Below are 25,329 nucleotides of genomic sequence, written 5' to 3' on the forward strand. Positions count from 1 at the left end.
GGCGGGCGGATCAGGCCAGTACGGGTCCCGGCCCGACCCGGTGGGACAGGCCGCGCCGCCCGTCCAGATGGACGTAGACCCGGTGCAGCCAGCGGTCGCCGCCGTCGTAGCGGGGGGTGAACTCGGTACGGCCGTGCACCACGACCCGGTTGTCCAGGAAGGCCATGTCGCCCGGTCGCAGGACCAGTTCGGACGCGACCTCGGCCAGGGCCCCGCCGAGGCGGCGCAGCGCCGCCGCCGCCTCGGCGTCGAGGGCCCTGGTCGCGTTGAAGTCGACCTGGATGTCCGGGTCGTCCGGGCTGCCGCCCAGGACGGCGTGGGTGACGGCCGCGTCGCCCGTGCGGAACGACGGGGGCGCCTCGGTGACGAACCGGGCCTCGCGCAGGACCGTCACGTCGGCGTCGCCGAGCAGCACCCGCGCCTTCCTGACGGAGGAGAACAGGGTGCCCGCCCTGCCCTCGTGGTCGCTGCGCAGGCAGAGGAGCCCGATGAGGTCCGGCCGGTGCGGGTGGAAGGCGTTCTCGTTGTGCAGTTCGAGATCGACGGAGCCGCCGTTGCTCTGGGACCGGGCGAGGGACCGCACCGGCACCACGTTGTGCACCAGCGCGCCGTGCTTCTCGTCGCGGAACGCGAAGACGTCGCCGAGCTGCTGGCCGAGCAGCATCGCCGTCGACGCGGGCCCGGTCGCGGCACGCTCCACCGAGTCCGGCACCGTGGGGGTGTCGGGCAGCGCCCCGGTGTCCACGGGCAGACCGGCGATCAGCAGGGTCCCGTCCGGGCCGGGCTCGCTGCGGAAGTTCCGCAGCGACTCCAGCAGCCTGACCGGCAGCCGGCAGCTGTGCAGCCGGGCCAGGGCCAGCCACCGCGGATCGTCGACGCGTCCGTCGGGCGAGGACCGTCCCAGTTCCTCGACCAGCGCGCGCACCCGGCCGCGTTCCCGGTCGGTCAGCGTCAGGCTCGACTGGTCGATGTGCCGGGGGGTCCGTTGGTCTGACAGAAGAGAGCGCATGTCCGGTCCTTTGGTGGTTTCACAGCCGTGCGGCTGAACGTCACGCGGTGCCCGTGCCGCCGTGACCGCACGGGCCACGGGGCACACCGGCCGCCTACACGCCGACGACGGCGGACATCTCCCGCTCCACGAGGTCGCGCAGCGCCCCGGGACAGCGCAGGAACTCCCAGTGGTCGCCGTCCAGCACGTGGAAGGTGGCGGCGAACCGCTCCTCCCAGCCGGGCCACACGGTGTCCCCGGGGACGACCGCGTCCTCGGTCCAGCCGATCACCGACACGGGCACGTCCCGGCTGGGCAGTGCCTCGGCCCGGTAGCCGCGCTGCACCCGCAGATCGGCGAGCATGGTCTCCGCCGCGATCTCCACGAACTCGGGGTGCAGCTGGTAGCCCAGGGCCGCGCAGCGTTCCTCGATCTCCGCGACCAGGTCGACCTCGGCCAGGTCGGCGAAGTTGAGCCTGCCGTAGAGACCCCGCTGCGGGGCGCCCCAGCCGGAGGCGAACAGCCGCCGGGGCAGCGGCAGTCCCCGCCGCTCCAGGTGCGCCGCGGTCTGGAGCAGGAACGGCACCGCGCCGCAGTGCCCGATCAGCGCGTACGGCCGGTCGAGCCGGTCCGCGATCCCCTCGACGAGGCCCTCGGCGAACTCCTGGTGGCCGGCGACGCCGTCCTCGCCGAACCGGTTCTCCCGGCCGGGCGGCTGCACCGCGCAGAACCGGCCCGCGCCGAACCGGCGCGGCCACTGCCCGAAGGAGGACGCCCCGGTGCCCGCGTACGGCAGGCCGAAGAGGAGGTAGTCGCCGTCGGACGGGACCGGCTGCAGGGTCCAGCGGCTCATGACCGCTCCCCGAGGTGGAGGACCACGTTCATCCGGGCCATGCCGTTGATCCAGTTGGAGGTGAGGTGGACGGGCTCCTCGGGGATCTCGAAGCGCTCCACCCGCTCGGCCAGGATCTCGAACAGCACCGTCAGCGCGGCCCGGGAGATCATCGCGCCGATGCAGTAGTGCGGTCCGACGCCGAAGCCCAGGTGGGGGTTGTTGCCCCGGTCGATGCGGAACTCGTACGGGTCGTCCCACACGGCGTGGTCACGGTTGGCCGAACCGACCCAGCCGCACAGCCAGTCGCCCTTCCTGATCGCCGTACCGCCCAGCTCGGTGTCCACACTGGCCCGCCGCACCAGGTGGTGGGTCGGGGACGTCCAGCGGGTGCCCTCGTCGATCAGCGCGGGGATCAGGGTGGGGTCGGCGCGGACCGCCTCCCACAGGTGGGGGCGCTCCACGAGGGCGGTCACGATGTGCCCGGCCACGTGCGGGGTGGTGGCGTGCGCCCCCATCATCAGGCTGTAGCAGTTGAGCGCCACGTGCCAGTCGGTCAGCGGCTCGCCGTCGAGCAGCAGCCCGGTCAGCGCGGTCATCACGTCGTCGCCCGGGTCACCGGCCCGCGCGGTGATCGCGGCACCGAACAGGTCCAGCAGGTGCACGTGCGCCTCGCGGGCCGCCGTGTGCGCGTCGAGGCCGCCGGTCAGACCGGGCTCGTCGGGGGCAATGCTCACCGCCGACCAGTGCGCGATCTCGTCGCGCAGTTCCTCGGGGATGCCCATCATCGGGGCCAGCATCGCCATCGGCAGGCGGTGCATCATCCCGACGAAGTCGCCCTTGCGGTCCGCCAGGAGCGGGGCCACGACCCGGGCGACCTCGCCGTTCAGCTGCTCGGTGGAGCGGCGGATCATCGACCGGCCCAGCTTGCGCATCACCGGATTGCGCAACTGCGCGTGCCGGGGCGGATCGGTGACGGTCATCGTCTTCCCGGTCGCGGCGTCGCCGACGCCCACCGAGCTGAGGATGGTGCCCTCCTCGGAGCTGAACCTCCGGTGGTCCTTCAGGAGTTGCTCGACGTCGGCGTGCCGGGTGAAGTTCCAGAAGCCGGTGCCGTTGGGGGCCTTCTGCCACCAGACGGGCGCGTCCTCGCGCAGGGTCTGCCACAGCGTGTGCTGGCAGGCGTCGCGGTAGGGCACCGGGTCGTAGAGGTCCACCCCGGCCAGCGGGACCCGGGCGTCACGGGCGGGGGAGGTGATCCTCATCGGACGCCTCCGACCAGCTGCTGCTCCGTGACGAGCCCGGTGAGGCCGTGGGCGGTGGGCCTGCGCATGAACTCCCGGGAGCTGATGGTGATCCCGAGGGAACGCAGCTGCTCCAGCATCCGGACGCTGCGCAGCGAGTCGCCGCCGAGGGCGTAGAAGTCGTCCTCGACGCCCACCTCGTCCAGTCCGAGGACATCGGCCATCACCTGGGTGACCAGTCGTTCGGTGTCGGTGCCGGGGGTGACCGGCGAGGGCAGGTCGAGCTCCGCGCGGGTGGCCCACGGGCGGGGCAGGGCCTTGCGGTCCACCTTGCCGTTGGGGTCGAGCGGCAGGGTGTCCATCAGCACGTACCGCGAGGGGGCGAGGTAGGCGGGCAGCGCTTCGTCGACCCAGCGCCGCAGCTTGGCGGTGCTCAGCTCGGCGCGCCCGGCCGGGGCGACGTAGGCCACGAGCCGCTTGCTGTTCTCGTCGTCGCCGAGGGCCAGCACGGCCACCGCGCCGATCGCCTCGTGCGCGGAGAGCGCGGCCTCGATCTCGCCCAGCTCGACGCGGAAGCCGCGCACCTTCACCTGGCGGTCGGTGCGGCCGATGAACTCGACCTCGCCGTCCGGGAGGACCCGGCCGAGGTCGCCGGTCCGGTAGAGACGGCCGCCGGCCGCCGGGGAGTACGGGTCGGGCAGGAACCGCTCCGCCGTCAGGGCGGCCCGGTCGTGGTAGCAGCGGGCCAGGCCGTTGCCGCCGAGGAAGATCTCGCCGACCTCGCCGGGCGGCACCTCGCGGAGGTCGCCGTCGAGGACGTACAGCTTCTTGCCGTCCAGGACCCGGCCGATCGGCACCCGCTCGTAGGAGCGTGCGGTGTCCACCTTGTGCAGGGTGGCGAACACGGTCGTCTCGGTCGGGCCGTACGCGGCGTAGAGGTCCCGCGACACCTGTGCAGCGGCGGCCCGGACGTGCTGCGGGGAGAGGACGTCGCCACCGGTGAGGACCGTTCCGACGGCGCTGAACATCTCCACGTCGTGGTCGACCAGCAGGTGGAACAGACCGGTGGTCAGGAACATCCAGTCGGGGCGGACCGCGCGCAGGGTCCGGCCGAGTTCCGCGACGGAGATCTCGTCCTTGCCGAGCGCGGCGACGGTGGCGCCCCGGGCGAGGGCGGACCAGATCTCGAAGGTGGCGGCGTCGAAGGCGGTCGGCGCCAGGTGGGCGACGATCTCGCCGCGTCCGACGGCCAGCCGGGGGTCCGAGCCGATGAGGTCGGTCACCGCCGCGTGGGTGATGCACACGCCCTTGGGGGTGCCGGTCGATCCGGAGGTGTAGACGATGTAGGCGAGGTCCTCGGGCCGGACGTCGGGGGCCGGGGCCCCACCGTCGTGGCCGGGGGCGGCCGTGGTCTCCGGGGCGGTCGCGGGCTGCACGGCGCGCATGTCGACCGCCGGGAATCCGCCGGGGCCCTCGGTGCCCGCGGTGATGATGAGGGCGGCGCCGGAGTCGCTCAGGATGAGCTGCCGTCGCTGCTCCGGGTACTCCGGGTCGATCGGCACGTAGGCGCCGCCCGCCTTGAGCACCGCGAGGGCGGCGATCACGAAGTCGGTGGACCGGGGCACGGCGACGACCACCCGCGAACCGGCGGTGACACCGTGCTCCCCGAGCACCCGGGCCAGCGCCGTGGCGTCGGCTTCGAGCGAGCGGTACGTGAGGACGGTGTCCCCGGCGGTGACGGCGACCGCGTCCGGGTCCTCGGCGGCGGCGTCCGCCACCCACTGGTGGATGAGCTGGTGTTGAGCCACTGCTATCTCCCTTTCGATCTCAGCGAGCCGCGCGCAGGCTCAGCGGGCACAGGTCGGTCCAGGCTTCTTCGATGTGGGCGAGGCACTGCTCCCGGGAGCCAGTGAAGCCCGCTTCCCGCCAGCCCTCGGGGAGCGGCTCGCCGACGCGCCAGAGGGAGTACTGCTCCTCGTGGTTGCGGACCACCGTGTGGTCCGCGCCGGTCTCGGGTGCCGCGTTCGCGGGGGGCGCCTCAGCAGCCATTTCGCGCATAGTCATCCACCTCGGGGATTCTGAGACTGCAACATTCTGCGATCCGTGGGATTCGGGTTTTTCATGGAGAGCAATTCCGTGCGCGTCTCGCGGTCGGTCACGGACGGGGCGCGGGAGTGCGTGCGGCCGGTTCGCGGTGCGGGACTCATGGCCCGTGGGCGGACGGGCCTGCCGGGTGTCAGGAGGGGGGGCGGCGGGGCCGCGTGAGGGCCGGGGCGCGCGGGTGGCGGCTGCCGGAGCCGGCGGTGCGGTGGAGCGGATGCCGTACGGGCCGGGGGCCGGCCGAGGTGACGGCCTGGAACTCCGGGGTCCGGTGTCCTGCGGGGGACGTCCGGTGGGCCTGGGCCCGGTGGTCCGTGGGGGACGTCCGGTGGGCCGGAGTCCGCTGTCCCGCGGTGGGCGGGGCGTCCGGTGGACCCGGGGCCCGTGGTACGCGGCGGGCGTCCGGTGGGCCGGGCGGGCCGCGGGCCGCGAGCGGCTTACGGTGCCGGGTGTCCGGGGCTCGTCGGGGAGCCGGTGCGCCGAATTCGTGCCGGGTCGGCGGGAATTCCCGCCGGGCGGCCCGGGGGCGCGGGGCGGATCACTGCCAGCCGAAGTCTTCCGTCGTCCGCTGGACGCTGTCGGCGGCCTGGACCGAATGCGCATTGTCGGTGGCGAGGTCCGCCGCGAATACCAGCGGAATGGTGAAAGCAGCCATGACGATTGCCCGCTTGATAAACTTCACGATGAGCCTCCCCGTTCCGGCTTCAGCAGCCGTTTTTCTCTCTTCCGATGCCCCGATCTTTACGGAGCCCGGGGGCCGGGACCAGACTTCGGGCGTGGCACAAACTGTTCCTGGCACTTTCATGCCCGGGTGGGCAGCGGAAGGACTCCGCACTCCAGGAGCCGCCAATTGCACACCTGCCCTTCGCCCTCGGCGGCGGCCGCCCAGAGCGCGCGCGCGTAGGCCTCGGCGCCCGCGCCGTCCTCCGCGGACAGGAAGAGGACGCCCCGGGCGCCCCGGTGGCCGATGTGCAGCCGTACATGCTGCAGCCGCCCGTGCGGTGCGTCATTCTGCAGAAGAACACCTCTCAGCTCGCCCTCCGCCGTGGGCGGCGGGGGACCGGAGAATGACCATGCAGCAGCTACCAGGAACACCTGTGCCCCTCTCGGGATGAGTGTCGGGCCAAGAGACGTACGGGAAGGAAAGACGTGCTCCACACATGGGGGGTGGGAGATGCCACCGATGCCGTCTACCGGGAGATGCTCCGCAGTCCGGGCATTGAAATGGCCAATCTCTGTACGAAACTCGGTCTGAGTGAAGGTCAAGTTCGTGAAGCATTGGACAAGTTGGCCGACCTGGCCCTGATCAAGGCGTCATGGGACGGCGGCGGCAGCGCCCGCCCGGTGAGCCCCCATCTGGGCTTCCAGGCGCTGTGGGCGAAGCGGCAGGCCGAGATCGCCGGTCAGCAGCAGGCCCTGGACGAGGCCCGGTCCCGGATGGCCTCGCTGATCGACGACTACATGAACGAGTACGCCGGGGCGCGCGTGTCCGGGATGGAGAAGCTGACAGATCTGGGCTCTGTCCGTAACTATCTGGAAAAGCTCGCGGTGGACACCCGGCACGAGTCGCTGGCCTTCGCTCCCGGCGGACCCCAGACGGAGGCCAACCGGCTGGCCAGCCGGCCCCTTCTGCAGGACCTGCTGTCACGGTCGGTGTCCATCAAGACGATCTACCTGGAAAGCATCCGGAACGACACCGGGTCCGTGCAGCACTCCGCCTGGCTCACCGCTCAGGGCGGCGCCGTTCGCACCGTCCCCCACCTTCCCTTCCGTATGCAGATCGCCGACCGCAGGGCGGCGCTCATCCCCCTGTCGCTGGAGGATTCCGCCCAGGGGGCCCTCATCATCGAAGAACCCGCGGTGGTGTCGGTGCTGTGCGCCCTGTTCGACATGGTGTGGGCCACGGCCGCCCCCCTCGGAGAAGCCGTTCCGACGGGCGAGGACCTGTCCGCCCAGGAACGCGAGCTCCTGAGGCTTCTGGCCCAGGGCCTCACCGATGAGGGTGTGGCCCGCAAGCTCGGTGTCTCCATCCGCACGGAGCGCCGCATGGTCACCAAGGTCTCGGAAGTCCTCGGCGCCCAGAGCCGTTTCCAGCTGGGCCAGAGGGCCGCCGAAATAGGCTTGTTGTAGAGCGGCCCGGACCTTCACGGACGGCAGGGGGGAGCGTGGGGTTCCACGTTCCCCCCTGCCGTCCGTGAAGGCACCAGTGTTCCACGCACGGTGAAACACGGGGGTTTCGTTTCCCTGGCAGAAAATACGCAGGGCATCTTTGTGCCAACTCCCAGGTCGCACGGGCCCTGGAACGGCGGAGCCCCGCCGGGACGGTCCGGCGGGGCGGTGGCTCGCGGGAACGGTCCGGCGAGCGGTGGTCCACCCGGCGACGCGGTCGGAGAAACCGGGGGAAGCGGGAGGAGGAACCGGGGGCGGCGGGCGGCGGAACCGGACAGGCGGACGGAGGAGCCGGGGCAGGCGAGGCCCGGGAGGGCGGGCGCGCCCGCCCTCAGGTGTCCCGGCCCGCGCCCCCAGGGGCCTTCCGGCGCCCGTGCCCGATCTGGCTGCGGACCGCGCCCATGCTGGCGGCGATCACCAGGGCGATGGCCAGGGCGTCCGTCACGGCGAGGGCCTGCTGGAGGACGAGGAAGCCCGCCGTCGCGGCGATGGCCGGCTCCAGGCTCATCAGGATCGCGAAGGTCGGCGCGGGCAGCCGCCGCAGCGCGAGCAGTTCCAGGGTGTACGGCAGGACCGAGGACATCAGGGCGACCCCGAGGCCCAGGGCGATCGTCGAGGGGACGAGCAGCTTGTCGCCCGCGTCGACGATGCCCAGCGGCAGCGTCAGGACCGCGCCGAACGCCATGGCGAGCGCCAGCCCGTCCGCCTGCGGGAAGCGGCGGCCGGTCCGCGCGCTGAACACGATGTACGCCGCCCACATCGCGCCCGCCGCGAGCGCGAACCCGGCCCCCAGCGGGTCGAGCCGGTCGAGACCACCACCGCTGAGCAGGACGACACCGCCGAGCGCGAGCCCCGCCCACAGCAGGTTCATCAGCCGCCGGGAGGCGACCACCGACAGGATCAGCGGCCCCAGGACCTCCAGGGTCACCGCCGCGCCCAGCGGGATCCGGGCGACGGAGAGATAGAACAGGACGTTCATCCCGGCCATCGCCGCGCCGAAGGCGAGGACCGTGCCCCAGTCGGCCCGCCCGTACCCCCGGATCCGGGGGCGGCAGATCAGCAGCAGCACGGCGGCGGCGAGCACCAGCCGCAGCGTCACCACGCCGAGCGCACCGGCGCGGGGCATCAGGAGGACGGCGACGGCGGAACCGAACTGTACGGAGAGACCGCCCGCGACGACCAGCGCGACGGGCCCGAACCGATGGCCCGCGATCCCCCGGGGGGCGAGGCCCGGCGCCCCGGAAGCACCCGCGGCCCCGGCACCCGCGGCCCCGGCACCCGCGCCACCGCCCGCCACGACGGCGCCCGTCGGGTCCCCGGCGGCCACGGCGACGCCCGCCGCTCCCGCGCCGACCGGTGCGGCACCCGTCGGCCCGCCGCCGACCACGGCGGCACCCGCCGGGGCCGCCCCCTTGACCGGACTGTCCACCGACCGACTCCTCACACGTCCACCAGACTGTACTTCCAGTCCAGAATAATGCACCGCCGGTGAACCGCCACCGACTTCCCCCCTCACGCTACGAGCCCCCGCGCGCCACCGGAAATGCCGACTGCGCTGCGGTTATGCTCCGAACGCATGAGCATCGAGCTACGCCATCTCCGCTGCTTCCTCGCCATCGCCGAGGAGACCAGCCTCACCAGGGCGGCCGCCCGGCTCCATCTCACCCAGCCCGCCGTCTCCCGTACGCTCGCCGCCCTCGAACAGCACCTCGGCGCCCGGCTGGTGGACCGCTCCACCCACCACCTCGCCCTCACCGCCGACGGCCACGCCTTCCGGGACCGGGCCGCCGCCGCGCTCGCCGCCTTCGAGGACGCCGTCGATCCCGCCAGGCTCCGGCACCGGCCCCTGCGCCTCGGACACGCCTGGTCGGCCTTCGGCCCGTACACCACTCCCCTGCTGCGGCGCTGGCAGCGCGAACACCCCGGGACCCCCCTCGAACTCCTCCGGGTCGACGACCGCACGGCCGGACTCACCCGGGGCGAGGTCGACGCGGCCCTCCTCCGGGGCCCGGTCGACGCGCCGGGCCTGGTCACCGTCGAGCTGACCACGGAGGAGCGGTTCGCCGCCGTCCCCGCCGACGGCCCGCTCGCCGACCTGCCCCGGCTCGCCCTCGGTGACCTGACCGGCCGGACCGTCGTCCTCAACACCGTCTCCGGCACGACCACCCTGGCCCTGTGGCCCCCCGCCGCCCGCCCGGCGGCCACCGTCACGGTCGCCAACACCGACGACTGGCTGACGGCCATCGCGGCGGGCCGGGGCGTCGGCGTCTCCTCCGCGTCCACCGCCGCCCTGCACCCGCACCCCGGGGTCGCCTACCGTCCGCTGACCGACGCCCCGGCGCTCCCGGTGGTCCTGGCCTGGCGGGACGCCTTCCCGCACCCGGCGACGGCGGCGCTCGTGACGATGGCCCGGGAGATCGTCAGCGGGGAATGACCTCCGTCCAGGCGGCCCGGGGAGCACCCGTGGCCCCGGGCGACCTGGACGGAGGTCGGCACCCTCGGCACCGCTCGCACCAGCCGAACTGTGCGCACCACCCGAGCCGTGCGCACCGCGCGCACCACCCGCACCGCCCCAACCACGCGCACCGCCCCTCCCCTCACCCACTCACCTCATCCGAACCGCCCGCCCGTCCCGGCGGCTCCCCCAGGTCCAGCGCCTCCGAGAGGAGTTCCGCCAGGTGCCGGGCCCGGCCGCCGGTCAGGTCGGCGATCTGCGTCCGGCAGGAGAAGCCGTCCGCCAGGACCTCGGTGTGCGGGGCGGCCCGCCGGAGCGCCGGGAGCAGCCGGTCCTCGGCGCACGCCACCGACACCTCGTGGTGCCCCGGCTCGAAGCCGAAGTTCCCGGCGAGACCGCAGCACCCGCCCTCCAGTTCACCGGTCAGACCCACGCGCTCCCTGAGGCGCCGGTCGGCCGCGTCGCCGAGGACCGCGTGCTGGTGGCAGTGGGTCTGGCCGGTCACCGGGCGGTCCAGGCGCGGCGGTCGCCAGTCCGGCGCCAGCTCCTCCAGGGCCTCGGCGAAGGTGCGGACCGAGGCCGCGAGCCGGGCCGCCCTCGGGTCGTCCGGGAGCAGTTCGGGCAGGTCGGTGCGGAGGGCCGCCGCACAGGACGGTTCGAGGACGACGACCGGTCCGGGGCCACCGCCGTCCGGGGTGTCCAGGGTGTCGAGGGTGTCCAGGGTCCGGCGCATCACCTTGCGGGCGGCGCCCAGCTGACCGGTGGAGACGTACGTCAGACCGCAGCACACCCGGCCCGGCGGCAGTGTCACGCCGAGCCCGGCCGCCTCCAGGACCCGGAGTGCCGCGAGGCCGACCTCGGGTGCCAGATGGTCGGTGAAGGTGTCGGGCCAGAGCGTCAGGACGGGAGGGCGGGCCGAGGCGCGCTCGGCGAACCAGGAGGTGAAGGTGCGGGCGGCCACGCGCGGGATGCCCCGCTCCGGGGTGACGCCCGCCCAGCGGGCCGCGAACGGCAGCCGCGCCGCCGGGTTCAGCGCCCGCCCGAACAGGTCGAGCCAGTGCGGGATCCGTCCCATCGTCCAGTGGGAGCGGGGCCTGCGCAGGAAGCCGAGCGGGCCCGCGTAGTGCCGGTCGAGGAACTCTGCCTTGTACGCGGCCATGTCGACGCCCACCGGGCAGTCGGCACGGCAGCCCTTGCAGGACAGGCAGAGGTCGAGGGCCTCCCGCACCTCCTCCGAACGCCATCCGCCGGTGACGACCTCGCCGAGCGCCATCTCGTGCAGCAGCCGTGCCCGGCCCCGGGTGGAGTGCTTCTCCTCGCGGGTCACCCGGTACGAGGGGCACATCACGTCCGGCCCCCGGGCCGGGCCCGTCACCCGGCACTTGGCGACCCCGACGCAGCGGGCGGCGGCCCGCCCGGCGCCCGTCGCGGGCAGTCCGGCGAACCGCAGGCCCTCGTCGAGGGGGCGCGGCCGGACCAGCATCCCCGGGTTGAGGCCGCCGTCCGGGTCCCACACGTCCTTGACGGCGCCGAACAGGGCGACGAGTTCGTCCCCGTACATCCTCGGCAGGAGTTCGGCCCGGGCCTGCCCGTCGCCGTGCTCCCCGGAGAGCGAGCCGCCGTGGGCGACCACCAGGTCGGCCGTCGCCTCGGAGAACCGCCGGAACTCCCGTACGCCCGGGTCGGTCCACAGGTCGAAGTCGATCCGGACGTGGACGCAGCCGTCGCCGAAGTGCCCGTAGGGGACGCCCCTGAGGCCGTGCTCGGCGAGGAGGGCGCGGAAGTCGCGCAGATACGCGCCGAGCCGGGCGGGCGGCACCGCGCAGTCCTCCCAGCCCGGCCAGGCCATGGTCCCGTCCGGGAGCCGGGTCGCGGTGCCCGCCGCGTCCTCCCTGATCCGCCAGAGCGCCCGCTGTCCGGCCGGGTCGGTCACGAGCACCGCGTCGAGCGCGTCCGCCGCCCGCACCAGACGGCGGGCCGCGCCCTCGCCGTCGGTCTCGCAGAACAGCCAGGCCCCGCCCCGGGGCAGCCCCTGGCCGCCGTCCCGTACGAGGTCGGCGGCCATGCCCTCCACGGTCAGCGGCCCGTGCGGGAGGAGCCCGGCCGCCGCCTCGGCCGCCGCGCTCTCGTCGGCGTACCCGAGGACGACGAGCACGGGCGCGGCGGGCAGCGGGACCAGCCGGAGGCTCGCCTCGGTGACGATCCCGAGGGTGCCCTCGCTGCCGCAGAAGGAACGGGCCACGTCGGTGCCCCGTTCGGGCAGCAGCGCGTCGAGGGCGTACCCGGAGATCCGGCGCGGGAGCCCCTGCGGGTAGCCGGTGCGCAGTGGCGCGAGGTTCCGCCCGACGAGGTCGAGCAGCCCGGCGGGCGCGCCCCGCGCCACGGAGCCACCGGCCCCCGGCACCACCGGCCCGCCCGGCACCACCGGCCCGCCCGGCACCACCAGTCCGCTCAGACCACCTGGCCCACCTGTCCCGTCCTGCCCCACTGGCATCACTGGCCCCACCGGTCCCACCGGCCTGCCCGGCACCACCGGCCCGCCCGGCACCACCGGCCCGCCCGGCACCACCGATGTGTCCCGTCCCAGCGTCAACCGTTCGCCCCGGTAGGTCATCACTTCCAGCGAGCGCACGTTGTCCGCCGTCGTGCCCCAGGCGACCGAGTGCGCCCCGCAGGCGTTGTTGCCAATCATGCCGCCGAGGGTGCAGCGGCCGTGGGTGGACGGGTCGGGGCCGAAGGTCAGCCCGTACGGGCGGGCCGCCTCCCGCAGCCGGTCGAGGACGAGCCCCGGCCGTACGACCGCCGTGCGCGCCTCCGGGTCCAGGGAGACCAGCCCGTCCAGGTGCCGGGTGAGGTCGAGCACGACGCCGGTTCCGGTGGCCTGGCCGCCGATCGAGGTGCCGCCGCCGCGTGCGACGACCGGTGTCCCGTGCGCCCGGCACACCTCCAGGACGGCCGCCAGGTCGTCGGCGTCGCGGGGCGCGACCGTGCCGACCGGGACCCGCCGGTAGTTGGAGGCGTCCATGGTGGTCAGGGCACGGGCGGCGGCGGAGAAGTCGACGTCTCCGGCGACGGCCGCCCGCAGCGCGGCGGCGAGTGCGGTCGCTTCCCCGGTCCGTTGCTCGTGTGTTCCCACAAGGCCAGGATGTCTCAGTCCTCGTCTCATCGGGCGGACATGCGGCGACCGGTCCCTTCCCGACCCGATACTCTCCGCCTCGTGGCTGATATCCAGATTCCCGCTGACATCAAGCCCGCCGACGGCCGTTTCGGCGCGGGCCCCTCCAAGGTGCGTACGGAGGCGCTGGACGCCCTGGCCGCGACCGGCACCTCTCTCCTCGGCACGTCCCACCGGCAGGCTCCGGTCAAGAACCTGGTCGGCGAGGTGCGTACCGGCATCCGTGACCTCTTCTCGCTGCCCGAGGGCTACGAGGTGATCCTGGGCAACGGCGGCTCCACCGCCTTCTGGGACGTGGCGACGCACGGGCTCATCGAGCAGAAGTCGCAGCACCTCACCTTCGGCGAGTTCTCCTCCAAGTTCGCGAAGGCCGCGAAGCTGGCCCCGTGGCTGGACGCGCCGACCGTGATCTCCGCCGACCCGGGCACCCACCCGGAGCCGGTGGCCGAGGCGGGCGCCGACGTCTACGCGTACACCCACAACGAGACCTCCACCGGTGTCGCCGCCCCGATCAAGCGGGTCGCGGGAGCCGACGAGGGCGCGCTCGTCCTGGTCGACGCGACCTCGGGCGCGGGCGGTCTGCCGGTCGACATCACCGAGACGGACGTCTACTACTTCGCCCCGCAGAAGTCGTTCGCCGCCGAGGGCGGTCTGTGGCTGGCGGCCTTCTCCCCCGCCGCCCTGGAGCGGGCGCGGAAGATCCACGAGTCGGGCCGGCACATCCCCGAGTTCTTCTCGCTGCCGACGGCCATCGACAACTCGCTGAAGAACCAGACGTACAACACCCCGGCGCTGTCGACCCTCTTCCTGCTCAACGAGCAGCTGAAGTGGATCAACGGCCAGGGCGGTCTGGACTGGGCCGTGGCCCGGACGAAGGAGTCGTCGGACGCGCTGTACGGCTGGGCCGAGGAGTCCAAGCACGCCTCGCCGTTCGTGACGGACCCGGCGAAGCGCTCGCAGGTCATCGGCACGATCGACTTCGCGGACGAGGTCGACGCGGCGGCGGTCGCCAAGGTGCTGCGCGCCAACGGCATCGTGGACACCGAGCCGTACCGCAAGCTGGGCCGCAACCAGCTCCGGGTCGCGATGTTCCCGGCGATCGACCCGGCGGACGTGCGCGCCCTGACGGCGTGCGTCGACTACGTGATCGAGAACCTGTAGCCGCGTCCCGCTCCGTCGTACGGAAGGGCCCGGCACCGCGCGCGCGGTGCCGGGCCCTTCGCGTCCCCTCTCACCTGCTGAGCGCCTGGTACTTCCGTACGGCCAGCGGCAGGAAGACGGCCGTGATGGCGAGCGGCCAGGCGAACGCCATCAGGACAGCGTGCTGTTCCACCCAGGTGCCGCCGTCCGCGCCCGGGTTGCCGAAGAGTTCGCGGGTGGCGGTCACCGTGGAGGAGATCGGGTTCCAGGCGGCCACGGGGCCGAGCCAGGAGGGCATCAGCGAGGGTGCCACGTACACGCTGGAGATCATCGTGATCGGGAAGACGACCGCGTAGAGGGCGCCCGCCGTCTCCGCGTTCGGGACGGTGAGCCCGCACCACACGCCCACCCAGATGAGGCTGAAGCGCAGGAGCAGAAGCAGGCCGAAGCCGAGGAGGGTGGCGGCCGGGCCGCCCTCCGAGGTCCAGCCGATGGCGAGGGCGGTGGCGGCGAGGATGGCGAGTTCGGCGGAGGCGATCAGCAGGTCGGACAGCCCCCGGCCGGTGGTGACGGCGGACGGGGCCATCGGCATCGAACGGAACCGGTCCACGACCCCCTTGCCGCTGTCGGAGACCACGGCCGTCGCGGTGCTCATCAGCCCGAACGCCATCGTCATCGTGAACATGCCGGGCATCAGGAACTCGCGGTAGTCCCCGCCGCCGGGGACCCGCATGGCGCTGCCGAAGACGAAGCCGTACAGCAGCACGGAGACGATGGGGAAGCCGAGCTGCCAGAGGATGGCGACCGGCTTGCGGCGGTAGTTGAGCAGGGTCCGCCGGACCAGGGTGAGGCAGTCGGCGAACGCCCAGTAGGCCCGGTCGAAGGTGACGGCGCTCATACGGCGGCCTCCCGGCCGTCGGCGGCGGACCCACGGACGCTTCCGGACGCCCGGACGCTTCCGGACGCCCGGACGCTTCCGGACGCCCGGACGTCTCCGGCCTCACGGGCACTTCCGGTCTCACGGGCACTTCCGGTCTCACGGACACTGCCGGCCTCACGGCGGAGGGCAACCCGCCGGTCGCTCCCGGCCTCCCGACCGGCGGCGGACTCCCGGCCACCACCCGGCTCCCGGCCACCACCCGGCTCCCCGTCACCACCCGACTCCCGGGCACCACCTGGTTCCACGTCACCTCCTGGGTCCCGGCCGTCCCCCGGCCCCCGGTCACCGCCCGGTTCCTGGCCCGTCAGCCGGAGGAAGACGTCGTCGAGGGCGGGGCGGCGCAGGGCCAGGTCCTCCACGGCGATCCGCTCCTCCTGGAGGGAGCGGGCGATCTGGGTGAGGGCGGCGACGCGGTCGGTGACGGGGACGTGGACCCGGCGGCCCGCCTCGTCGGTGCGGGGCTCCGCGCCCGCGACCCGGGCGAGCACGGCGCGGGCCGCCGGGAGGTCGGCGGGCTCGGCGACGACGACCTCCACCCGGTCGCCGCCGACCCGGTCCTTGAGGCGGTCGGGGGTGTCGTCGGCGATGGCCCGGCCCCGGTCCATCACGGTGATCCGGGAGGCGAGCCGGTCGGCCTCGTCGAGGTACTGGGTGGTGAGCAGGACGGTCGTGCCGCCCGCGACGAGCGCCCGGACCGCCTCCCAGACCTCGCCCCGGGCCCGGGGGTCGAGTCCGGTGGTGGGCTCGTCGAGGAAGAGCACGGCGGGGGCCAGGATCATCGAGGCGGCGAGGTCGAGGCGGCGGCGCATCCCGCCGCTGTACTCCTCCGCGCCCCGGTCGGCGGCCTCGGTCAGCCCGAAGCGGTCGAGGAGTTCGGCGGCGCGGGCGCGGGAGCGGCGGGCCCCGAGGTGGAAGAGCCTGCCGAAGAGTTCGAGGTTCTGGCGGCCGGTCAGGCCCTCGTCGACGGCGGCGTACTGCCCGGCGAGACCGATGCGGGCGCGGACGGTGCCCGGGTCCCGGGCGACATCGGCCCCGGCGACCTCGGCGCGCCCGCCGTCGGCCTTGAGGAGGGTGGCGAGGATGCGGACGGCGGTGGTCTTGCCCGCGCCGTTGGGGCCGAGGAGCCCGTGGACGGTGCCGGGGCGGACGACGAGGTCGAAGCCGTCGAGCGCGGCGAGGGTGGCGCCGCCCTTGCTCCGGTAGTGCTTGCGGAGCCCTTCCACCAGGACGGCGTGTCCGGCGGGGGCGCCCGGGCCGTCACAGGGCGGGGGACGGCGGCCGGGCGGGGCGGGGCGGCGGGCGGGCGTCACTGCGGATTCGGGCATGGCTGTGCCTCCGGATGTCGGGGGTGCGTCTCGCCGCACTCCAACTGGGTACACCGTACCCAAGAGAGTACGGTGTACCCAGTTTTAATTCCGCGTCCGGTTCGCCGGGTTTTAGAGTGACGGCATGACGAAGAGCAGCCTCGACCTCCTCTGGGGCACGGGCGACCGACCCAGCCGGGGCCCCAAGCCGGGCCTCACCCTCGACCGGATCGTCACGACGGCGGTCGGCCTCGCGGACGCCGAGGGCCTCGACGCCGTCTCGATGCGCCGGGTGTCGGCCGAACTCGGCGTCGGCACGATGTCGCTCTACCGGTACGTCCCCGGCAAGACCGAACTCCTCGACCTGATGCTCGACCGCGTCCAGGGCGAGTCGCTCCCCGACGGCCCGCCCGCCCCCACCGACTGGCGCGACACCGTCACCGTGCTGGCCCGCACCACGGTGAACCTCTACCGGGCCCACCCCTGGCTGCTCAAGGTCAACGAGGCCCGTTCGGTCCTCGGCCCCAGCGCGCTGCGCGGCCTCGAACTCTGCCTGATGGGCCTCAAGGGGCCGCACGGCATGGGACTGAGCGACCCCGACACGATCTCGGTGATCATCGCCGTGCAGAGCTTCGCGGCGGGCTCCGCGCGCACGGAACTCCAGGCCACCGAGGCGGCGCGGGAGACCGGCGTCGACGACGAGGAGTTCTGGCGCGTCCAGCGGCCCTACCTGAACCGGGCGATGCTCTCCGGCGACTACCCGCTGATGGCGTCGCTCGCCGACGACACCTTCACCCGCGAGACCGACCACTTCGCCTTCGGCCTCGCCCGGCTGATGAACGGCTTCGAGACCCTGGTGGCCGAGGCGGCCCACCGGGACCCCGCCGGAACCACCCCGGACACCGCCCCGGACACCGCCCCCTGACCCACCCCGGACATCGCCCCGGACACCGCCCCCGGCGTCACCCCGACATGGACCCGGAAATCGGCCCTGGCGTCACCCCGGCGCGGACCCCGACAAGAGCCCTGGCACCACCCGCGACGCGGACCCCCGCACCACCCCCGGCGCGGACCCCGGCACCGCCCGGGACACCCGTCCGGATCCGGCCCCCGGGATCACTTCTTCCTGACGAGCCGCCTCCCGCCGACCACCAGGACGGTGGCGCCCGCGAGGACCAGGAAGCCGACCGTGACGCTCCCCTGATCGCCCTCGGCGGCCGGGCCCCCGGAGGGCGCGGCCGAGGCGCCCGGGCCGCCGGAAGGGCCGCCGGAGGGACTCTTCGCGGGGGCCGGAGCCCCGGACCGCTCCACCCTGAGGACCCGGCTGCCGCTCCCCTCGGAGCCGAACATGAACGCCGAGCCGTCCCTGGTGTACGTCACCGACTCCGCCTGCCCCTGGAACGGCGCCGCGACCGGCGTCCCCTCGTCACCGAGGCTCCCGCCGCCCGTGCCGCCCGCCTTCCAGGCGTACTCCTTCGCGCTGAAGTAGCCGCGCAGGACGAGGCTGCCGCCGTCCGGGGAGAAGGCGCCGTCGGTCACCCAGGGCACCTCGCCGACCCGGCGGAAGACGTTCGTGCCCGAGGAGGAGAGCCGCTCGGGGCCCGCGTACAGGCCGCCGCCGCTCTGCTTCTTGCTGGCGATGTAGACCCGGCCGGTCTTCGGATGGACCATGAGCGCCTCGGCGTTGCGGGGCCCGTCGGCGTACTTCACGACGTACTGCTTCGCCGCCACCGTCTGGTCCTTGAGGACCTCCGGCTCGGGGAAGCGGTAGATCCACACGTGGTCCCAGGAGCCGTCGAGGTTGTCGCCGATGTCCCCGACGTAGAGGTCACCGTCCGGACCGACCGCGATGGCCTCCATGTCCCTGGGGGTTCCGACCCCCTTCATGGTCAGGGTCGCCACGGTCTTTCCCGTACGGGAGTCGACGCCGTAGATCAGGGGCGCGTCCTGGTCGTTGTGCGTCCAGTAGATCCCGGGGTGCGCGCGGCTCGCGGCGAGACCGCTGGACTCGGTGATCCGGGGGTCCTCGACGGTGAAGTCCCGGTCGGGCTCCCGGCCTTCGGCGCGGGCATGACCGGCCGGAAGCAGCACCAGGGCCGCCGCCGCACCGAGGGCGCACAGAGCAGATCGCATGCCCCCAGCCTGCCACGGCCCCCGGGGAAGGCGACGGGCCGCCCGGAGCGGGCCCGCGCCCCGGGCCCGGCGCCGCGCACCGCCCGGGGCCGGACGGGACCTGACCGGGGCCGGGGCCGGGACCGGACCGTGCGCCCCCGCGCCCGTGGCCCGGATCACGTCGCCCGCACCGGACGGCGTCCGCGAAGATATGACCATGCGTTTTCTGTTCGTCGGCGACAGCATGACCATCGGCAGCGCCGGCGACTGGACCTGGCGTCACCGCATGTGGCGGCACCTGGAGTCCACCCTGCCCGGCGGGTACGAGATCGTCGGGCCGCGCACCGGACTGTACGACCCGGCGGCCGACGCCCCGGTGTCGCAGGCGTACGCCGACCCCGCCTTCCCCGCCGCCGCCCGGCGGCACCTGGCGGGCTGGGGCGAGGGCTGGCTGCACATGGCGCCCGTGATCGGCGGGACCGTGACGGAGACCGGCGCCGACGTGCTGCTGGTCTCCCTGGGCCTGATCGACCTCGGCTTCTACACCGACAGCGGGCAGACCGAGGAGAACGTCCGGGCGTTCACGGCGGCGGCCCGCGCCGCCAACCCGCGCGTCCGGGCCGTCGTCCTGCCCGTCATCCCCAATGTGCGCGCCGGGTACGACCCCGCGTTCGCCGCCGAGTGCGCCCGGTTCAACGAGCTGCTCGCGAAGGCCGTCGCCGACCTGGACACGGCGGCCTCGCCGCTGCTCCTCGCGACGGTCCCGGAGTCGTACGACCTCGGGACCGACACCTACGACGGCACGCACCCGGGCCCCACCGGGGAGCACAAGCTGGCCGCCGCGTTCGCCGACGCGATGCACCAGGCATGGGGCCTGGGCGGCCCGTACCGACTGCCCTGACCGCGAGCGTGCGTAGCAGGCGCCGCCAGGCCTGCCCTCCGGGCAGACGGCGCCACTTTTGAAACACGCCCTAGCGGCGCCTGGCGCGGACGGCCGCGACCGCCCAGACCACGAAGAAGGTCACGACCGGGGCGACGAGGATCCACTCGGGCGCCATCGCCGCACCGTCCGCGACCAGCAGGACGACGAAGAGGGCGAGGGCCACGAAGACCGAACCGAAGGCCCAGTACATCGCCTTGAACAGCGAACCCTCCCGGGCCCGCCGTCGGCCGATCAGCCGCTCGGCCGCCGCGTCCGGCGTCCAGTCCGCGCCGCGCAGCTCCTCCCAGGCGGCGCGGAGCACGGCGATCTCCTGCTCGACGACCACATGGGCGTCGTCCAGGTACATCAGCTGGACCCGGCGCCCGTCGCGCCCGTAGGCGTACGAGAGGACCCGGGGCTGTCCGCCGCCCGCGCTCGGGTTGGGCGCGGCACGGATGTCATGGACCTCCGACCAGGCGAGACCCCGGGTGCGCAGCATGCCCCGGACCCGCAGGCCGGTGCGGTCGGCGGTGGTGGAGCAGTTGCGGGCGGCGACGACGATCCAGACGACGAAGGCGAGGAGCAGCCCGCCGACGAGGGCCTTCACCCCGCCGGGGATCGAGCGGTCGTTCAGGAGCGGCAGGATCCCGGCGGGCACGGCGACCCCCACCGCGATGTAGACGCCGGTCATCCGGCCGGGTCTGACCCGGTACTCACGTGGCAGCGTGCGCTCGGCCTCCATGGTTCCCCCCTGGATCCCGCGTGACGGACATCCAGGCTAGGACCCGATTCCCTTGTGGAGAAGGGTCTTTCACCGACCGGACGGCCCGGATCGGGGCATCCTCCGGCGGGGCGCGGGCGGGCACGGCGCGGTCACGGCGCGAGCGGTGGGGGCACACACCCCCACCGCCCGGAACGCGCCCGGCCGCGCGCTGTCACGCGCCCCTGCCGCCCGGCGGGTCCGTCACCAGGCGAAGGCCTCCGGGGAGGGGCCGGGGCCGGGGAAGATCTCGTCGAGCGCGGTCAGGAGTTCCTCGCTCAGATCGAGTTCCAGGGCGCGCAGGGCGCCGGAGAGCTGCTCGGGGGTGCGGGGGCCGACGATGGGACCGGTCACGCCGGGCCGGGTGAGGAGCCAGGCGAGGCCGACCTCCGCCGGTTCGAGCCCGTGCTTGTCGAGCAGGTCCTCGTAGGCCTGGAGCTTGGCCCGGGAGGCCGGGTCGGCGAGGGTGGCCGCCGCGCGTCCCTCCGTACGGCGCTTGCCCTCGGCCTCCTTCCTGAGGACGCCGCCGAGCAGACCGCCGTGCAGCGGCGACCAGGGGATGACCCCGAGTCCGTACTCCTGGGCGGCGGGGACGACCTCCATCTCGGCGCGCCGCTCGAAGAGGTTGTAGAGGCACTGCTCGCTGACGAGTCCGACGGAGCCCCGGCGGGCGGCGGTCTCGTTGGCCTGGGCGATCTTGTAGCCGGGGAAGTTGGAGGATCCGGCGTAGAGGATCTTGCCCTGCTGGATCAGGACGTCGACGGCCTGCCAGATCTCCTCGAAGGGGGTGGCCCGGTCGATGTGGTGGAACTGGTAGACGTCGATGTAGTCGGTGCCGAGCCGCCGGAGGCTGCCCTCGACCGCGCGGCGGATGTTCAGCGCCGAGAGCTTGTCGTGGTTGGGCCAGGCCTCGCCGTCGGGGCCCATGTTGCCGTAGACCTTGGTGGCGAGGACGGTCTTGTCCCGCCGTCCCTCGCCCAGGGCGAACCAGGAGCCGACGATCTCCTCGGTCCGCCCCTTGTTCTCACCCCACCCGTACACATTGGCGGTGTCGAAGTAGTTGAGACCGGCGTCGAGCGCCGTGTCCATGATCGCGTGACTGGTGGTCTCGTCCGTCTGCGGACCGAAGTTCATCGTCCCGAGGACGAGTCGGCTGACCTTGAGTCCGGTGCGTCCGAGCTGCGTGTACTCCATGGACGTCAAGCCAACTGCCTGGAGTGCGCTCGAAGCAAGCGGCTTCCCACGCCGTGGGAGGCGCCCCGGGGGCTACAGACCGGCCACGGATGCCAGCGCGATGATGGCGAACATCAGTACGAGCACACCGGCCATGATTCGGTTTCGTGTCTTCGGATCCACCCTTCGAGGTTACCCGGCCGCCGGACGCGCCCCTCACCCCGCCCGTACAGTGCCGCCCTCCAGCGGCCAGCCGCCGACCCGCTCGTACCGGGGCCGCTCGCCCGGCACCCCTCCCTCCGGCAGGTGCGAACGGACCAGGGACAGCTCGGCGGCCTCCCAGCGGGCCCCTTCGAAGCCGTCGAGCCCGTCGAGGAAGGGCCGCAGGTCGACCGTGTCCGTACGGGCGCGGGCCAGTGTGAGGTGCGGCCGGTAGCCGCGGTGCTCGTCCATGGGGATCCCGGACCTGCGCGCGGCGGCGTCGGCCCGTTCCGCGAGGAGCCGCAGCTCGTCGAGGTCCCCGGCCACCCCGGTCCACAGGGCCCGCCGCCCGAAGTGTCCGCCGCCGCGCAGCCGCAGGGGGAAGGGCGGGGTGCGGTGCGCGGCGCGGGCCAGCCGGACGTACAGCTCGGGCAGCAGTTCCTCGTCGACCTCGCCCAGGAAGGCGAGGGTGAGGTGGCGGCCGGGCGGCGAGGTCCAGCGGAGCGCGTCGGCCCCGGGCAGCCGGTGCAGCCGGTCGACGACGTGTCCGAGCTCGGCCAGCCGCTCGGGGGGCGGGAGGACGGCGGCGAAGAGCCTCATGGCACGAGTCTGGCACCCGCCAGGGCCCGTCTGACCATTCCCGCCTGCCTCACGACGCCGAGAGCACGCACCCGACGCCGCGCGGCCGCCCTGCGGGGCGACGACGGGAAGGGTCGGACCGGCCCTGGGGCGTGTTTCGAAAGTAGCGCCATCTACCCGGCAGGCAGGCGGGACTTTCGAAACAGGCCCTAGCCTCGGCCGGATGGAGATCACCATCAGGAAGGGCGGGGAGGCCGACCTCCCCGCGATACTCGGCGTGCTCGACAGCGCCGTGACGTGGCTCAACGCCAGAGGCATCACGGCCCAGTGGGGCACGGAACCGTTCTCCGCCCGCCCGAAGGCCGTACGGCAGGTCGAGGACACCATGGCGGCGGGCGATCCGTGGATCGCCGAGATCGACGGCGTACCGGCGGGGACGATGACCCTCACCCCGTTCCCCGGACAGCACGTCCCGCCCGCCGGGGAGCCGGAGGTGTACGTACGGCTGCTGGCGACCGGCGCGGGGTTCCACGGCCGGGGGGTGGGCACGGCGCTGCTGGCGCACGCGGTGGCGGAGACCCGCCGCCAGAGAGTCCCGCTCCTCCGCGTGGACTGCTTCGCGGGCAGCGGAGGCCGCCTGATCGAGTACTACGAATCCCAGGGCTTCACCCGCACCACCCCCTTCGAGGTGGGCGACTGGCCGGGCCAGGTCCTGGAGAGAAGACTCTGATCGACCCACGAGGGCCGGACGAGAACGCCGAGGACACCGCCCTCACCAACCGAAGAGCAGCCCGAAGGCGAAGCCGAGAACCGCCCGGGACGGCGGAGCAGCCGGAACCCGAGCCGAGGAACGCCCGGGAACGACGGCCACCGACCGCACCCGAAGAACAGCCGAGAACGACGGGAAGGGGCAGGGACCGGAGCCGACGGACGGCCGAAATCGACAAGGGCACCGACCGCACCCGAAGGAACGGCCGGACCCGGAGCCGACAGACGGACGAACGGACGGTCGAAAACGATGAGGACACCGGCTACCCCCAAGGGACGGCCGAGAACGGCGGGAGGGGCCGGGGCCGGAGCGCGGGAGGGGTGTCCGGACGTAAAAGCGTCTTGAACTCGCGCGAAGCGCGGTGAGACGCAGTCCGGACACCCCTCCCGCGCGGAGGCCCCGGCCCCGGCCCCACCCGTGGGGGGCCGGACGACGACCGACCGGAACCCGTCCACGCGGGGGCAGGCGACAATCGGCCGAAGCCCACCCGGAGCGGCCACGTGACAGCCGACCGAGACCCCAGCCGGAGGAACGGCGACAGTAAGGCAAAGCCCCACGGAGGGACCGGCAGCCAAGGGGCCCACCCGGCCGGCGGCCACCGCAGACCCCCGCCGCCGCCCGCCCAAGGGCCACGCCCGCCCAAGGGCTACGCCACCACCGCCAGCCGCTCCCGCGAGACCACCCGTACCCGGGGGTGCCCGTGCCGCCAGGCCCAGGCGACCTTGAGTCCCCCGACCCGGGCGAGGACGAGCCCGACGACGACGGCCGCGAGGAGCGAGATCGCGCCACCGGCGGCGAACCCGGCACGGGCGCCGTACGTGTCGGTGACCCAGCCGAGGAGCGGCGCGCCGATCGGCGTGCCCCCGGCGAAGACCATCATGTAGAGGCTCATGACGCGCCCCCGCATGGCGGGGTCGGTCGCCATCTGGACGGCGGAGTTCGCGGCGATGTTGACCGTGAGGCCGATCATGCCGATCGGTACGAGGAGCAGCGCGAACAGCCAGAACGTGGGTGACAGGGCCGCCGCGATCTCCAGGATGCCGAAGACGGCCGCCGCGATCACCAGCATCCGGAGCCGGGTGGAGCCGCGCCGGGCGGCGGCGAGGGCGCCGACGAGTGATCCGGCGGCCATGAGGGTGTTGAGGAAGCCGTAGGTACCGGCTCCGACGTGGAAGACGTCGCTGGAGAAGGCGGTGAGCCAGATGGGGAAGTTGAATCCGAAGGTGCCGATGAAACCGACGAGGACGATCGGCCAGATGAGGTCGGGCCGTCCGGCGACGTACCGCAGGCCTTCCCGGAGCTGGCCCTTGCCGCGCGGGGCGCGTTCGACCTTGTGGAGTTCACCGGTCCGCATGAGCAGCAGGCTGATGAGCGGGGCGATGAAGGAGAGGCCGTTGAGGAGGAAGGCCCAGCCGCTGCCGACTCCGGCGATGAGGACGCCCGCGACGGCGGGGCCGATGAGGCGGGCGGACTGGAAGTTGGCCGAGTTCAGGGAGACGGCGTTGCGGAGCTGGGCGGGTCCGACCATCTCGGAGACGAAGGACTGCCGGGCCGGGTTGTCGACGACTGTGACCATGCCGAGGAGGAAGGCGATGAGGTAGACGTGCCAGACCTGGACGTTGCCGGAGAGGGTGAGGACGGCGAGCGCGATGCCGCAGAGTCCGAGGGCGGCCTGGCTGACGAGCAGCAGGTTCCGCTTGGGGTAGCGGTCGGCGATCACTCCGCCGTAGAGCCCGAAGAGGAGCATGGGCAGGAACTGCAGCGCTGTCGTGATGCCGACGGCCGCGGCGGAGCCGGTGATGCTGAGGACCAGCCAGTCCTGGGTGATGCGGGCCATCCAGGTGCCGGTGTTGGAGACGATGGCACCGGTGAAGAACAGCCGGTAGTTGCGTATGCCGAGCGAGGAGAAGGTTTCCCCCCGCCGACGGGTCTTGAGGGTGGGTTGGTGGACGGGTGCGGAGTCTGCTCCGGGTCCCGTGCTCAAAGTGCAACGCCTCCTTGGCGCCTCGGTTACAGGTGGGCGAGCTTCTCCAGGACCGGGGCGGCGGCGCGCAGCGTGGCCCATTCGTCCTCGTCCAGCCCTTCGGCGAGGGAGGCCAGCCAGGCGTTCCGCTTGCGGCGGGACTCTTCGAGCATGGTCTCGGCCTGCTCGGTCGGGCTGACCACCTTCTGCCGGCGGTCGTCGGGGTGCGGCTCCAGCCGGACCAGTTCCTTGGCTTCGAGCAGCGCGACGATGCGGGTCATCGACGGCGGCTGGACGTGCTCCTTGCGGGCCAGCTCGCCGGGGGTGGCGGAGCCGCAGAGCGCGAGGGTGCCGAGCACCGACATCTCGGTGGGGCTCAGCGACTCGTCGACGCGCTGGTGCTTGAGGCGTCGGCCCAGTCGCATGACGGAGGAGCGCAGCGCGTTCACGGCCGCGACGTCGTCGGCGGTGCCGTGGGACAGGTCAGGCATGTTCGTTAGCCT

At 73.4% G+C, this 25,329-nt stretch carries 22 protein-coding genes and 1 pseudogene; 6 read left to right on the forward strand and 17 right to left on the reverse strand.

Annotation, left to right across the window (positions count from 1 at the left end):
- Window positions 1–10 precede the first annotated feature (10 nt).
- The 7 genes from ACIRQY_RS07140 to ACIRQY_RS07170 form a co-directional block, all read right to left on the reverse strand.
- Window positions 11–1,009 carry a TauD/TfdA family dioxygenase gene (locus tag ACIRQY_RS07140; RefSeq protein WP_351780849.1) on the reverse strand — a complete coding sequence of 333 codons (999 nt, stop codon included), beginning with the start codon at window positions 1,007–1,009 and terminating at the stop codon, window positions 11–13.
- A gap of 94 nt (window positions 1,010–1,103) precedes the next feature.
- The gene (locus ACIRQY_RS07145) at window positions 1,104–1,841 is read right to left on the reverse strand and encodes a thioesterase II family protein (protein ID WP_403922761.1); all 738 of its coding nucleotides are present in this window, start codon (window positions 1,839–1,841) and stop codon (window positions 1,104–1,106) included.
- A complete protein-coding gene (locus ACIRQY_RS07150) occupies window positions 1,838–3,085 on the reverse strand; it encodes a cytochrome P450 (protein WP_351780845.1) in 1,248 nt (415 codons plus the stop codon). Before ACIRQY_RS07150 ends, ACIRQY_RS07145 begins: the two co-directional genes overlap by 4 nt.
- Window positions 3,082–4,872, reverse strand: a complete 1,791-nt coding sequence (locus tag ACIRQY_RS07155) for a non-ribosomal peptide synthetase (RefSeq protein WP_403922762.1) — start codon at window positions 4,870–4,872, stop codon at window positions 3,082–3,084. Before ACIRQY_RS07155 ends, ACIRQY_RS07150 begins: the two co-directional genes overlap by 4 nt.
- Window positions 4,873–4,891: 19 nt before the next feature.
- Window positions 4,892–5,113, reverse strand: a complete 222-nt coding sequence (locus tag ACIRQY_RS07160) for an MbtH family NRPS accessory protein (protein ID WP_351780842.1) — start codon at window positions 5,111–5,113, stop codon at window positions 4,892–4,894.
- A 589-nt stretch (window positions 5,114–5,702) separates the two neighbouring features.
- Window positions 5,703–5,846, reverse strand: coding sequence for a hypothetical protein (locus tag ACIRQY_RS07165; protein ID WP_403922763.1), 144 nt, complete (start codon window positions 5,844–5,846; stop codon window positions 5,703–5,705).
- A 119-nt stretch (window positions 5,847–5,965) separates the two neighbouring features.
- A complete protein-coding gene (locus tag ACIRQY_RS07170) occupies window positions 5,966–6,259 on the reverse strand; it encodes a hypothetical protein (RefSeq protein WP_351780839.1) in 294 nt (97 codons plus the stop codon).
- A 72-nt stretch (window positions 6,260–6,331) separates the two neighbouring features.
- Here ACIRQY_RS07170 and ACIRQY_RS07175 point away from each other — a divergent pair, with 72 nt between their 5' ends.
- The gene (locus ACIRQY_RS07175) at window positions 6,332–7,294 is read left to right on the forward strand and encodes a helix-turn-helix transcriptional regulator (RefSeq protein ID WP_351780837.1); all 963 of its coding nucleotides are present in this window, start codon (window positions 6,332–6,334) and stop codon (window positions 7,292–7,294) included.
- 370 nt (window positions 7,295–7,664) lie between these two features.
- On the opposite strand, the gene ACIRQY_RS07180 is transcribed toward ACIRQY_RS07175, so the two are convergent.
- Complete coding sequence (locus ACIRQY_RS07180) at window positions 7,665–8,546, reverse strand: EamA family transporter (protein ID WP_403922848.1); 882 nt, start codon at window positions 8,544–8,546, stop codon at window positions 7,665–7,667.
- 363 nt (window positions 8,547–8,909) lie between these two features.
- Here ACIRQY_RS07180 and ACIRQY_RS07185 point away from each other — a divergent pair, with 363 nt between their 5' ends.
- A complete protein-coding gene (locus tag ACIRQY_RS07185; RefSeq protein ID WP_403922764.1) occupies window positions 8,910–9,767 on the forward strand; it encodes a LysR family transcriptional regulator in 858 nt (285 codons plus the stop codon).
- Between the two features lie 163 nt (window positions 9,768–9,930).
- Here the strand turns inward: ACIRQY_RS07185 and ACIRQY_RS07190 are convergent, their stop codons facing one another.
- Window positions 9,931–12,954 carry an FAD-binding and (Fe-S)-binding domain-containing protein gene (locus ACIRQY_RS07190; protein WP_403922765.1) on the reverse strand — a complete coding sequence of 1,008 codons (3,024 nt, stop codon included), beginning with the start codon at window positions 12,952–12,954 and terminating at the stop codon, window positions 9,931–9,933.
- Between the two features lie 51 nt (window positions 12,955–13,005).
- On the opposite strand from ACIRQY_RS07190, the gene serC reads away from it, so the two are divergent.
- Window positions 13,006–14,124: a phosphoserine transaminase gene (serC, locus tag ACIRQY_RS07195; RefSeq protein WP_351780831.1), complete on the forward strand. Its 1,119-nt coding sequence runs from the start codon at window positions 13,006–13,008 to the stop codon at window positions 14,122–14,124.
- A 70-nt stretch (window positions 14,125–14,194) separates the two neighbouring features.
- Here serC and ACIRQY_RS07200 read toward each other — a convergent pair whose 3' ends face one another.
- A complete protein-coding gene (locus tag ACIRQY_RS07200) occupies window positions 14,195–15,001 on the reverse strand; it encodes an ABC transporter permease (RefSeq protein ID WP_403922766.1) in 807 nt (268 codons plus the stop codon).
- 338 nt (window positions 15,002–15,339) lie between these two features.
- A pseudogene (locus ACIRQY_RS07205) lies at window positions 15,340–16,368 on the reverse strand (ATP-binding cassette domain-containing protein); the annotation flags it as partial.
- Between the two features lie 124 nt (window positions 16,369–16,492).
- On the opposite strand from ACIRQY_RS07205, the gene ACIRQY_RS07210 reads away from it, so the two are divergent.
- Entirely contained in the window at window positions 16,493–17,272 is a 780-nt protein-coding gene (locus ACIRQY_RS07210) for a TetR/AcrR family transcriptional regulator (protein ID WP_403922767.1), read from the forward strand.
- Between the two features lie 191 nt (window positions 17,273–17,463).
- Here the strand turns inward: ACIRQY_RS07210 and ACIRQY_RS07215 are convergent, their stop codons facing one another.
- Window positions 17,464–18,480: a WD40 repeat domain-containing protein gene (locus ACIRQY_RS07215; RefSeq protein ID WP_403922768.1), complete on the reverse strand. Its 1,017-nt coding sequence runs from the start codon at window positions 18,478–18,480 to the stop codon at window positions 17,464–17,466.
- A gap of 196 nt (window positions 18,481–18,676) precedes the next feature.
- Between ACIRQY_RS07215 and ACIRQY_RS07220 the strand changes: the two genes are divergently transcribed.
- Window positions 18,677–19,360 (forward strand): GDSL-type esterase/lipase family protein, encoded by a 684-nt coding sequence (locus tag ACIRQY_RS07220; RefSeq protein ID WP_403922769.1) that lies wholly within the window; start codon window positions 18,677–18,679, stop codon window positions 19,358–19,360.
- Between the two features lie 70 nt (window positions 19,361–19,430).
- Here ACIRQY_RS07220 and ACIRQY_RS07225 read toward each other — a convergent pair whose 3' ends face one another.
- From ACIRQY_RS07225 to thpR, 3 genes are all read right to left on the reverse strand, one after another.
- Window positions 19,431–20,123 (reverse strand): PH domain-containing protein, encoded by a 693-nt coding sequence (locus ACIRQY_RS07225; RefSeq protein WP_351780820.1) that lies wholly within the window; start codon window positions 20,121–20,123, stop codon window positions 19,431–19,433.
- A gap of 222 nt (window positions 20,124–20,345) precedes the next feature.
- Complete coding sequence (locus ACIRQY_RS07230) at window positions 20,346–21,335, reverse strand: aldo/keto reductase (protein WP_403922770.1); 990 nt, start codon at window positions 21,333–21,335, stop codon at window positions 20,346–20,348.
- A gap of 195 nt (window positions 21,336–21,530) precedes the next feature.
- The gene (thpR, locus tag ACIRQY_RS07235; protein WP_403922771.1) at window positions 21,531–22,115 is read right to left on the reverse strand and encodes an RNA 2',3'-cyclic phosphodiesterase; all 585 of its coding nucleotides are present in this window, start codon (window positions 22,113–22,115) and stop codon (window positions 21,531–21,533) included.
- 202 nt (window positions 22,116–22,317) lie between these two features.
- On the opposite strand from thpR, the gene ACIRQY_RS07240 reads away from it, so the two are divergent.
- Window positions 22,318–22,824 carry a GNAT family N-acetyltransferase gene (locus tag ACIRQY_RS07240; RefSeq protein WP_403922772.1) on the forward strand — a complete coding sequence of 169 codons (507 nt, stop codon included), beginning with the start codon at window positions 22,318–22,320 and terminating at the stop codon, window positions 22,822–22,824.
- Between the two features lie 685 nt (window positions 22,825–23,509).
- Here the strand turns inward: ACIRQY_RS07240 and ACIRQY_RS07245 are convergent.
- Together ACIRQY_RS07245 and ACIRQY_RS07250 are read right to left on the reverse strand one after the other, a co-directional pair.
- Complete coding sequence (locus tag ACIRQY_RS07245; RefSeq protein WP_403922773.1) at window positions 23,510–24,847, reverse strand: MFS transporter; 1,338 nt, start codon at window positions 24,845–24,847, stop codon at window positions 23,510–23,512.
- A gap of 26 nt (window positions 24,848–24,873) precedes the next feature.
- A complete protein-coding gene (locus tag ACIRQY_RS07250) occupies window positions 24,874–25,317 on the reverse strand; it encodes a MarR family transcriptional regulator (RefSeq protein WP_351780810.1) in 444 nt (147 codons plus the stop codon).
- Window positions 25,318–25,329 lie beyond the last annotated feature (12 nt).

Source organism: Streptomyces sp. NPDC101490, assembly GCF_044767145.1.
Taxonomy (GTDB): domain Bacteria; phylum Actinomycetota; class Actinomycetes; order Streptomycetales; family Streptomycetaceae; genus Streptomyces.